The sequence below is a fragment of the Novosphingobium sp. 18050 genome, from assembly GCF_902706195.1.
In the GTDB taxonomy this organism is placed as follows: domain Bacteria; phylum Pseudomonadota; class Alphaproteobacteria; order Sphingomonadales; family Sphingomonadaceae; genus Novosphingobium.
On the sequence record NZ_CACSJO010000012.1, the window covers coordinates 68,059 to 79,212 of the forward strand.

At 65.5% G+C, this 11,154-nt stretch carries 7 protein-coding genes and 1 pseudogene; 6 read left to right on the forward strand and 2 right to left on the reverse strand.

Going from position 1 to position 11,154, the window contains the following annotated elements; all coding sequences use genetic code 11:
- The first annotated feature begins 2 nt into the window (after positions 1-2).
- The 5 genes and pseudogenes from GVL61_RS13245 to GVL61_RS13265 all read left to right on the forward strand — a co-directional run bounded on the left by GVL61_RS13245 (position 3) and on the right by GVL61_RS13265 (position 4,368).
- Positions 3-1,346, forward strand: coding sequence for a DUF58 domain-containing protein (locus GVL61_RS13245; protein ID WP_159980781.1), 1,344 nt, complete (start codon positions 3-5; stop codon positions 1,344-1,346).
- Positions 1,343-2,392 carry a stage II sporulation protein M gene (locus GVL61_RS13250; RefSeq protein ID WP_159980783.1) on the forward strand — a complete coding sequence of 350 codons (1,050 nt, stop codon included), beginning with the start codon at positions 1,343-1,345 and terminating at the stop codon, positions 2,390-2,392. Before GVL61_RS13245 ends, GVL61_RS13250 begins: the two co-directional genes overlap by 4 nt.
- A complete protein-coding gene (locus GVL61_RS13255) occupies positions 2,389-3,315 on the forward strand; it encodes an RDD family protein (RefSeq protein WP_159980785.1) in 927 nt (308 codons plus the stop codon). The genes GVL61_RS13250 and GVL61_RS13255 overlap by 4 nt, the downstream gene beginning before the upstream one ends.
- Positions 3,316-3,322: 7 nt before the next feature.
- A pseudogene (locus GVL61_RS13260) lies at positions 3,323-3,789 on the forward strand (GNAT family N-acetyltransferase).
- A 60-nt stretch (positions 3,790-3,849) separates the two neighbouring features.
- Positions 3,850-4,368, forward strand: coding sequence for a GNAT family N-acetyltransferase (locus GVL61_RS13265; RefSeq protein WP_159980934.1), 519 nt, complete (start codon positions 3,850-3,852; stop codon positions 4,366-4,368).
- A gap of 9 nt (positions 4,369-4,377) precedes the next feature.
- On the opposite strand, the gene GVL61_RS13270 is transcribed toward GVL61_RS13265, so the two are convergent.
- Positions 4,378-5,388, reverse strand: a complete 1,011-nt coding sequence (locus tag GVL61_RS13270) for a CorA family divalent cation transporter (RefSeq protein WP_159980787.1) — start codon at positions 5,386-5,388, stop codon at positions 4,378-4,380.
- Positions 5,389-5,475: 87 nt separating this feature from the next.
- Here GVL61_RS13270 and ispG point away from each other — a divergent pair, with 87 nt between their 5' ends.
- Positions 5,476-6,606 (forward strand): flavodoxin-dependent (E)-4-hydroxy-3-methylbut-2-enyl-diphosphate synthase, encoded by a 1,131-nt coding sequence (gene ispG, locus GVL61_RS13275; protein WP_159980789.1) that lies wholly within the window; start codon positions 5,476-5,478, stop codon positions 6,604-6,606.
- A gap of 236 nt (positions 6,607-6,842) precedes the next feature.
- Here the strand turns inward: ispG and rpoC are convergent, their stop codons facing one another.
- Positions 6,843-11,138 (reverse strand): DNA-directed RNA polymerase subunit beta', encoded by a 4,296-nt coding sequence (gene rpoC, locus GVL61_RS13280; protein ID WP_159980791.1) that lies wholly within the window; start codon positions 11,136-11,138, stop codon positions 6,843-6,845.
- Between the last annotated feature and the right edge of the window lie 16 nt (positions 11,139-11,154).

Sequence of the window (11,154 nt, forward strand, 5' to 3'; positions counted from 1 at the left end):
AGGTGCGCAGTCGCCCTCCCGTATTTTCAGGCGCGCCGATCGTTCCGACAGCCCGCGCGGCAGTTCTGCTGGCGCTGGCCGCGCCGGTAGCGCTGCTGATCGCGGCGGCGCAGCCCGTCCTGTGGGTGATCGCGCCGGTGGCATGCCTGGCCATTCTGGTGCTGGTGATCGCCGACGCGCTGCTGCCCGGTCGGGTGGAGGACCTTCGGGTTGCCGTCCCCGTCGACGTCGAGGTGGGCCACGAAGAGGCGATAGGAGCGCAGCTGCAGTTTCGCGGCGGTAGCCCCTCACGCGCGGAAATGGCGCTGGAGTGCGATCCGCGACTGGCTCCCGGGGGCCGGTTGGTCTTTCCGCTTGCCAGGGGCGATGAGGGCTGGAGCGGCAGCGGTGCGTTCACCGCATCGCGCCGCGGCACGGGCAAAGTGGTGCGCGCGTGGCTGCGCTGGACCGGGCCGCTGGGCCTCGGCGCGCGGCAGATGACGGGCGATCTGGACGAAGCGGTGCGGATCTGGCCGAACATCGCCGCCGTCCGCTCCCCGGCTTTGCAGACATTCCTCAAGGACGCCCAATACGGATTGCTCGCCCGGCGCATCCGGGGCGAAGGCACACAGTTCGAATCGCTGGCCGAATATCAGCCCGGCATGGACCGCCGCCGCATCGACTGGAAAAGCTCGGCCCGCCACGTCCATCTCTACGCCAAGGAATACGAGACCGAGCGCAACAACCAGATCGTCTTCGCCTTCGACTGCGGCCAGGCGATGTGCGAGCCGATCGCGGGGATGCCCCGGCTCGACCGCGCGGTTTCCGCCGCGCTGGCGACCGCCTTCGTCGCGCTCAAGGGCGGAGACCGGGTCTCGCTGTTCGGCTTCGCCTCGCGGCCCGAAGTCTCCACCCCGTTCATCGCCGCCAGCGCCGAATTCCACCGTCTGCAGCGCGCCGCCGCCGGGCTGGAATACCGCTCGGAGGAACCCAATTTCACCCTGGCGCTGGCGACTTTGGCCAGCCGTCTGCAGCGCCGCTCGCTGATAGTGGTATTCTCCGACTTTGCCGACCCGACCAGCGCCGAATTGATGATCGAAAGCGTGGGCCGCCTCGTTTCCCGCCATGTCGTCCTGTTCGTGACCATGGCCGACGAGGAACTGGAGGGCCTTTCCGCCGCTACGCCGGACGATCTGGAAACGCTGTCAATGGCGGTTTCGGCCGACCAGCTGCTGCGCCAGCGTGCGCTGGTCACCCGGCGGCTGCGCCAGATCGGGGTCGACGTGCTGGAAGCGCCCTGGCAGAATGTGGGCACGCGCCTGCTCGACGCCTATCTTGCCATCAAGCGCGCCGGAGCGATCGGATGAACGCCATTTCCGCCCCGTCCCCCACTTCGGCCAGCGCAATCGAGATCGCCGCATTGCGCTCCGACCGTTTCCGTATCGAGCGCGAGGCTGACTGGCAGCGGCTGGAAGCCATCGTCACGCGCATGGAGAAAGGCCGCCTGCGCCGTATCTCCGACGAGGACCTGCTGGCATTGCCCGGCCTTTACCGCACCGTCGCCTCCAGCCTGTCGATCGCGCGCGAGACTTCGCTGGATGCGGCCACGCTCGCCTATCTCGAAGCGCTGGTGCAGCGGGCCTGGTTCGTCGTCTACGGGCCGCGCTCGTCGCTGGCCGAATGGCTGGGCAGCTTCTTGGGCGGCGGCTGGAGCGCGGCGGTAAGGGCGATCTGGCTCGACGTCCTCGTCGCGCTGGCAGTGATGGTGGCGGGCGTGGCGGTCGGCTGGCTGCTCGTCTCGCACGATCCCGAGTGGTATTTCTCCCTGATCTCGCGGGACATGGCCGGGGCCCGCGTACCGGGCGCCACGGCGGAGGCCCTGAGGGGTACGCTGTTCGGCGAACAGGAGCGGGACGGGTTGAGCGTGTTCGCCGCCCAGCTGTTCAGCAACAATGCGCAGGTTTCCATCCTCGCCTTCGCGCTCGGCTTCGCCTTCGGCATCCCGACGCTGCTGCTGCTGATCCACAATCTCGCGCTGCTCGGCGCGATGGCATGGCTATATCACGGTGCGGGCCTGCTGACCGATTTCGCGGGCTGGATCTTTGTGCACGGCACCACCGAACTGTTCGCGATCCTGCTGGCGGGCGCGGCGGGGCTGCACATCGGCCGCGCGCTGGCGTTCCCCGGCGATCGCCCGATCCTTGAGGCCACCGCCGAGGCGGGACGCCGTGCGGCCGTGGTGATGACCGGGGTGGTGCTGATGCTGGTGATCGCCGCGCTGCTCGAAGGCTTCGCGCGCCAGCTCGTCGACAATACCTTCGGCCGCTTTGCCATCGGCGGCTTCATGCTGATGCTGTGGTGCGCCTATTTCTTCGCCTTCCGGGGCAATGCGCGCACCGGGGCTCGCCGATGAAGGCTACCACCGCCGCCATCCGCCGCCCTCGCGCGCGCAAAGAACGCATCCTCGTCACCCCCGAAGGGATTTCGCTGCCGGTGATGGTGGCAGGGCGCGGGGCGCGGCTGGGCGCTTTGATCCTCGACCTGATCTTCATAGCCGTGCTGATGGTCTGCTCGACGCTGGCGCTGGCCCAGATAGCCGGGGGCGTCGGCCAGTTCATGCGCGAGGCCGAGGGCAAGGGCGCCACGGCGCAGGCGCTGCAGTTCCTGATGATCGTGTGGATCGTCATCATGTTCCTGTTCCGCAACGCCTACTTCCTCTATTTCGAGTTAGGCCCGCGCGGGGCGACGCCGGGCAAGCGGCTGACCGGCATCCGCATCGCCGCGCGCGACGGTGGCCGCCTGACCGCCGAGATGGTGATCGCCCGCAACTTGCTGCGCGATATCGAGCTGTTCCTGCCGATCCCGCTGATCCTGATGGCCGGCGCGGACAGCGGCATGGCATGGCTGGCGGCGGCGGGCTGGCTGAGCATCTTCATGCTGTTCCCCCTGTTCAACCGCGACCGCTTGCGCGCCGGCGACGTGATCGCGGGGAGCTGGGTACTGGAACGCCCGCGGCAGAAGCTGGAAGCCACGATGACGGCGGTGCAGACCCCGGTGGGCGAAGAAGCGCCCTCGCCCACGCTCAAGTACCGCTTCAAAGAGGCCGAACTGGCAGTCTACGGCGAATTCGAATTGCAGTCTCTCGAACGCGTGCTGCGCGATGACCGTACCGAATCGATCGAAACCGTCTACCATACCATCGCCGCAAAAATCGGGCGCAACGACGGCTGGGGCGACGAGCGGCGCTTCCTGTCCGAATATTACACCCAGCTGCGCGCGAGGCTGGAGGCGGGGATGCGCATGGGCCGGCGCAAAGCCGACAAGTATTCGGGATGACAACGCGATGACCGAACCCCTGCGCATCGTACCCGACGACCTGACCGGCGAAGCCGTACTCGCGCTGCTCCAGTTGCACCTCGACGAAATGCACCAGTGGTCGCCGCCAGGCAGCGTCCACGCAATGCCTGCCGCGCGCCTGCGCCAGCCGGACGTCGCGTTTTTCTCGGCGTGGGATGGTGAGACTCTCGCCGGGTGCGGCGCCATCAAGCACCTTGACGATGGCCACGGCGAACTCAAATCGATGCGCGCTACGCCTGCATATCGCGGGCAGGGCGTCGGCAAGGCTATCCTCGCGCGGCTTCTGGCCGAGGCGCGCAGGCGAGGCTATACCCGCGTCAGCCTCGAAACCGGGCGCCGGCGGCCTTCCAGCCTGCCCACAACCTCTACCGCGCCCACGGTTTCGCCGAGTGCCCGCCTTTCGGCGATTACATTTCGGACGAGTTCTCGATGTGCATGACGCTGCAACTGTAGTGTCCGGCAGATACGGACATGGTGATTGACGCTGGCCGCGCGGCGACGATAACTGCCCCAATGGACATTCGTTTCGCGCAAGGCTCCGATGCCGCTCCGCTGGCCCGCCTGGGCACCGACAGTTTCGTCGCCAAGTTCGGCCACCTCTATCGCCCCGAGGATCTGGCGAATTTCCTAGCCCAGTCGCACAGCGAAGAGAAAGTCGCGAAGGAAATCGCCGATCCTGCCCTGCGTGTCGTACTTGCCGAGGATGATGGCCAACTGCTTGGCTTCTGCAAGCTCGTGATGGACTGCGGCTGGCCCGAACATGCCCGCGGCACCAAGGTAATCGAACTCAAGCAGCTCTACACGGCCCCCGGAGCGACTGGACAGGGCATCGGCGCGCGGCTGATGGACTGGGCGCTGGCGGAAGCCGCCGGTTTCGGTGCCGACGAAGTCCAGCTCTCGGTCTATTCCGACAATCCCGGCGCGCAGAAGTTCTACGCGCGCTATGGCTTCGGCAAAGTCGCGGACATCCACTTCATGGTCGGCGAAAAGCGCGATGAGGAGTTCCTCTTCGCTGCGCTCCTGCCGGACTAACCGGCACCTTCAGACCCACTTCAAACGGCGCAGCAGCAGGACTTCGACGACCAACAGCCCCGCGCACAGCCCGCTGATGATCCAGAACCCGTGCGACCCGGTCTGCGCCAGCGGAATGTCGCCTACGTTGATGCCCAGCAGCCCGGTAATGAAGGTCAGCGGCAGGAAGATGCCAGCAACCACGGCCAGCACATATTGCGTGCGCTGGCTGTTGGCGGCAGCGCGGGCGCGGATGTCGTCCTGCAGCACAATCGCGGATTCCTTACTTATATCGAGATCGTCGAGATAGCGGCGCAGGCGATCGATCGATTCGGCAATCTCGCGGCGGTCAAGGTCCTCGAACCACGCCGGCGCACCGTGGGCGATGGCCAGCAGCGCCTCGTGCTGGGGCGACATGTGCCGCTTCAGGGCCAGGCAATTGCGCCGAATCTGCACGATCTTGTCGAGCGTTTCGACCGCGTCGCTTTCGATCGTCTGATCCTCCAGCTTGTCGATCACCGCGTTCATGTCGAGGATGGCATGACTCATGCGTTCGATCAGGTGTTCGGTCAGCGCGGTGACGAGCGAGCCGGCGTCGACCGGGCCGAGACCTGCGTCGAGATCGCCCCGCACCAGCCGGGGCGTCTGCAGCGGGTCGCGCCGCAAGGTAATGACGCGCGACCCGTCGCTCCACAACTGTATCGAGAGCATGTCCTCGGGCGCGGCGCCGGGATTGAAGTTGATACCCCGCAGCGTGGCGACGAGAGCCTGGCCTTCGCGGAACGCACGCGGACGGGTGGCGTCGCTGGTGAGCAGTTCGGCGGTCGGCTCGGAGATGGCGAGGCAGTCCATCAGCCATGCCTCGACGCTGGGATGGGTGCGCAGCAGGTGGACCCACAGGACCTCGCCTTCGCGAACGGGCTGCCAATCCTGCGCCGCCTCCCAACCGATTTCGCGCGCGCCGCCTTCGCCGTCCAGTACCCGGCCGAACAGGAGGGGCAGTTCGCGGTGGTCATCGTCGGTCAGCATTTCGTTCGTCATCGCGCCTCAATGCCTCAATTCGCATGACGGCAAAAGCCGCACAGGATTCGGCTTCAATACGTCATCCGCAGCGCCTATAGGGGAGCCATGTCTTCCATTCGTCCCTGGCGCGATATCGAGCGCCGCAAGAGCCGCCAGATCATGGTCGGTGCCGTGCCCGTCGGCGGCGATGCACCGATCACGGTCCAGACCATGACCAACACCCTCACGTCCGATGCCGGCGCCACGATCGACCAGATCCGGCGCTGCGAGGACGCCGGGGCGGACCTGATCCGCGTCTCCTGTCCCGATGTGGAAAGCACTGCTGCCTTCCGCGAGATCGCCCGAGCGGCTCGGGTGCCGCTGATCGCGGACATCCATTTCCACTACAAGCGCGCGCTGGAAGCGGCGGATGCAGGCGCTGCCTGCCTGCGCATCAATCCCGGCAACATCGGCTCGGCCGAGCGTGTGGCTGAAGTGGTGCGCGCCGCCAAGGCCAATGGCTGCGCGATCCGCATCGGCGTCAACGGTGGCAGCCTGGAGCGCCATCTCCTCGAAAAGTACGGCGAGCCGTGCCCCGATGCGCTGGTCGAATCGGCGATGGACCACATCAAGCTGCTGCAAGACCACGACTTCCACGAATTCAAGGTGGCGGTGAAGGCCAGCGACGTGTTCCTCGCCGTCGCCGCCTACCAGGGGCTGGCCGATGCAGTGGACTGCCCGCTCCACCTCGGCATCACCGAGGCGGGCGGGTTGATCGGCGGCACCGTCAAGTCCTCGATCGGCATGGGCATGCTACTGTGGTCGGGCATCGGCGACACCTTGCGCGTTTCGCTTTCGGCAGAGCCGGAAGAAGAAGTGCGGGTCGGCTTCGAGATGCTCAAGGCGCTGGGCCTGCGCACGCGCGGCGTGCGCGTCGTCTCCTGCCCCTCCTGCGCGCGGCAGGGCTTCGACGTGATCCGCACCGTTGAGGCGCTGGAAGAGCGCTTGCAGCACATCAAGACACCGCTCTCGCTCTCGGTCCTGGGCTGCGTCGTCAACGGCCCCGGCGAAGCGCGCGAAACCGACATCGGCCTGACCGGCGGCGGCAACGGCAAGCACATGGTGTATCTCTCCGGCGTCTCCGACCACACCATCCAGAGCGAGACGATGCTCGATCACATCGTGTCGCTGGTGGAAGCCAAAGCCGCCGAGATCGAAGCCGCCGAAGCAGAAGCGGCCGCCGTCGCGGCGGAGTGATCCAGGTTTAGGCAGCGCGAGGGTCATTACCCTCGCGCCGCCGGGTCTTCCGGCGCAGCAACGGGGGGATTATCGAGCCCTCCCTTTCATCCCGCTCAGGCTGAGCCTGTCGAAGCCCCCGAAGCAGGATGCCAAGCCCGCCCCCTTCCACAAGCGGTGTAGCTCAAAAGCAAAAAGCCCCGCCGGATCGCTCCGGCGGGGCTTTTCGTTTGCCTGTCAGGCGGGAGACGTAAGGCTTACGCCTCGTTGCCGTCCGCTGCCTCGGGGTTCAGGTAGTCGCCTGCATCCGCGTCGGTGCCGTGGGTCTCGCCCTCGACTGCCGCGAGCGGGCTGTCGCCGAGGTCGTCGGCGGCATTGCGGGCCAGTTCAGCCTTGTGCTCTTCCTCTGCCGTGCTGGCGAGGATCATGGCTTCCTGCACGCGGCGGGTCGCCGCACGCAGCGCCACATCGCGGCTGGTAGCCGCCACGCGCACGCGGTTCATGCCTGCACCCGTACCGGCCGGGATCAGACGGCCGACGATGACGTTTTCCTTCAGGCCGATCAGCGAGTCGGTCTTGCCCTCGACCGCCGCCTGCGTGAGCACGCGGGTGGTTTCCTGGAACGAGGCCGCCGAGATGAACGAACGGGTCTGCAGCGAGGCCTTGGTGATACCCAGCAGCACCGGCTTGCCCTCTGCCGGCTTCTGGCCGGGAGCGAGCTTGGCGTTGTACTCGGCCATTTCCTCGTAGTCGACCTGCTCGGCCGCCAGCAGCGTGGTATCGCCGCCGTCGGTGATCTCGACCTTCTGCAGCATCTGGCGAACGATCACCTCGATGTGCTTGTCGTTGATCTTCACGCCCTGGAGACGGTAAACTTCCTGGATTTCCGCGACGAGGTATTCCGCCAGCGCTTCCACGCCGAGGACTTCCAGAATGTCGTGGGGATCAGGCGAGCCCGAAACCAGGTTGTCGCCCTTCTTGACCCAGTCACCTTCCTGAACGTCCACGACCTTGGACTTCGGGATCAGGTACTCGACGGGCTCACCCTCCTCGGGGATGATCGCGATCTTGCGCTTGGCCTTGTAGTCGCGAACGAATTCGACGCGGCCCGAGACCTTGGCGATGACCGCATTGTCCTTCGGCTTGCGAGCCTCGAACAGTTCGGCAACGCGCGGCAGACCACCCGTAATGTCGCGGGTCTTGGCGGCTTCGCGCGAAGCACGGGCAACGATGTCGCCGGCTTCGATCGTCTGGCCATCCTCGACCGAGAGCGTGGTGCCCGGCGCCAGCATGTAGCGCGCGGTTTCGCCCGATGCGTCATCGAGAAGGGTAATGCGCGGACGCAGGTCCTCCTTCTTCTTGGCGCGGCTGGACGAACGGTCCTCGGTAACGACGCGGCTGGTCATGCCGGTCGCATCGTCGACGTGCTCGGTCAGCGTGCGGGTGTCGATCAGGTCCTGATACTTCACCACACCCGAGGTTTCGGTGATGATCGGGAGCGTGAACGGATCCCACTCTGCCAGGCGTTCGCCCTGCTCGACCTTGGCGCCGTTCTTGTGGAGCAGCACCGTACCGTAAGGCACGCGGTGGATTGCGCGTTCGCGGCCCTCGGTGTCGAACAGGATGATCTCGCCGTTGCGGGCCAGCGACAGGAGACGGTTGCGCTTGTCGACGATCGTCGGGATGTCGCGGTATTCAACATGGCCCGCGCTGATCGCTTCGAGGTGCGAGGTCTCGTTGAGCTGCGCCGCACCGCCGATGTGGAACGTACGCATGGTCAGCTGCGTGCCCGGCTCACCGATCGACTGCGCGGCGATGACGCCGACAGCTTCACCGATGTTCACCGGAGTACCGCGGGCAAGGTCACGCCCGTAGCAGGTGCCGCAGACGCCCTGGGTGGCTTCGCAGATCAGCGGCGAACGGATGCGTGCGTTCTGCAGGCCGGTGGCCTCGATCGCGGCAACTGCCGGCTCGTCGAGGAGCTGGCCCTTCGACGCGATGACGTTGCCTTCCTTGTCGACGATGTCCTCGGCCAGGGTACGGCCCAGGATACGCTCGGCGAGCGAGGCGATAACCGAACCGCCCTGAACGATCGAACGCATTTCCAGCGCGCGCTCGGTGCCGCAGTCGTCGACGACGACGACGCAGTCCTGCGACACGTCGACGAGACGGCGGGTCAGGTAACCCGAGTTTGCCGTCTTGAGCGCCGTATCCGCCAGGCCCTTACGGGCACCGTGGGTCGAGTTGAAGTACTCAAGAACGGTCAGACCTTCCTTGAAGTTCGAGATGATCGGGGTTTCGATGATCTCGCCCGACGGCTTGGCCATGAGGCCGCGCATACCGGCAAGCTGCTTCATCTGCGCCGGAGAACCACGCGCACCGGAGTGGCTCATCATGTAGATCGAGTTGATCTGGGCCATGCGGCCCGTCTCGGGATCGATCGGCTGGGCCTTGATCTCGTCCATCATGGCGTTCGCCACCTGGTCGCCGCAACGGCTCCAGGCGTCGATCACCTTGTTGTACTTTTCCTGCTGGGTGATCAGACCGTCCTGGTACTGCTGCTCGTAGTCCGCGACCAGTTCCTTGGTCTCGGCAACGAGGGCAACCTTGCTGTCCGGGATGATCATGTCGTCCTTGCCGAACGAGATGCCGGCCTTGAACGCGTGGCGGAAGCCCAGCGACATGATCGCGTCGGCGAACAGCACCGTGTCCTTCTGGCCGGTGTGACGGTAGACCTGATCGATGACGTCCCCGATTTCCTTCTTGGTGAGAAGGCGGTTGACGACGTCGAAGGGCACCTTGTGCGACTTGGGCAGGCACTCTGCGAGCAGCATGCGGCCCGGCGTCGTGTGGAAGCGCGCCATGTACTGCTGGCCGTTCTCGTCGGTCTGCGGCACGCGCGCCTCGATCTTCGAGTGCAGCGTCACGGCAGCGACGTGAAGCGCCTGGTGCACTTCGGCCATGTCGGCAAACTTCATGCCCTCGCCCGGCTCGCCGTCGCGGTCGAGCGACAGGTAGTACAGGCCGAGAACCATGTCCTGCGAAGGAACGATGATCGGCTTGCCGTTGGCAGGCGAGAGGATGTTGTTGGTCGACATCATCAGCACGCGCGCTTCGAGCTGGGCTTCCAGAGAAAGCGGCACGTGGACGGCCATCTGGTCACCGTCGAAGTCGGCGTTGAAGGCCGAGCAGACGAGCGGGTGCAGCTGGATTGCCTTGCCCTCGATCAGCACGGGCTCGAAAGCCTGAATGCCGAGACGGTGAAGCGTCGGTGCGCGGTTCAGCATGACCGGGTGTTCGCGGATCACCTCGTCCAGGATGTCCCAGACTTCCTTGCGCTCCTTCTCGACCCACTTCTTGGCCTGCTTCAGGGTCATGGAGAGACCCTTGGCGTCCAGACGGGCGTAGATGAACGGCTTGAACAGCTCGAGCGCCATCTTCTTGGGCAGGCCGCACTGGTGCAGCTTGAGTTCCGGTCCGGTCACGATGACCGAACGGCCCGAGTAGTCGACGCGCTTGCCGAGCAGGTTCTGACGGAAGCGGCCCTGCTTGCCCTTGAGCATGTCGGACAGCGACTTCAGCGGACGCTTGTTGGCGCCGGTGATGACGCGGCCGCGGCGGCCGTTGTCGAACAGGGCGTCGACGGCTTCCTGCAGCATGCGCTTTTCGTTGCGTACGATGATGTCAGGCGCGCGCAGTTCGATCAGGCGCTTCAGGCGGTTGTTGCGGTTGATGACGCGGCGATACAGATCGTTGAGATCGGACGTCGCGAAGCGGCCACCGTCCAGCGGCACCAGCGGGCGCAGCTCTGGCGGGATGACCGGAACGACGTCGAGGATCATCCATTCCGGGCGGTTGCCCGAATCGATGAACGATTCCACGACCTTGAGACGCTTGATGATCTTCTTGGGCTTGAGTTCCGACTTCGTCGTCTCAAGTTCCTGGAGAAGGTCGGCACGCTCCTGCTCGAGGTCGAGGTTCATCAGCATGTGCTTGACGGCCTCGGCGCCGATGCCGGCCGAGAAGGCGTCTTCGCCATACTCGTCCTGGGCGTCGAGCATCTCGTCTTCGGTGAGCATCTGGTACTTCTCGAGCGGGGTCAGGCCCGGCTCGGTAACGATGTAGCTCTCGAAGTAGAGGACGCGCTCAAGCAGCTTGAGCTGCATGTCGAGCAGCAGGCCGATGCGCGAAGGCAGCGACTTGAGGAACCAGATGTGCGCGACAGGCGCAGCCAGTTCGATGTGGCCCATGCGCTCGCGGCGCACCTTGGTCACGGTGACTTCGACGCCGCACTTTTCGCAGACGACGCCCTTGTACTTCATGCGCTTGTACTTGCCGCACAGGCACTCGTAGTCCTTCACGGGGCCGAAGATGCGCGCGCAGAACAGGCCGTCACGCTCAGGCTTGAACGTGCGGTAGTTGATGGTTTCCGGCTTCTTGATCTCGCCGAAGGACCAGGAGCGGATGCGCTCGGGCGACGCGAGACCGATCTGGATCTGATCGAAGGTCTCAGGCTTGGCCATCTGGTTCGTGAACTTGGTCAGGTCGTTCATAGTTTCATTCCCCTGG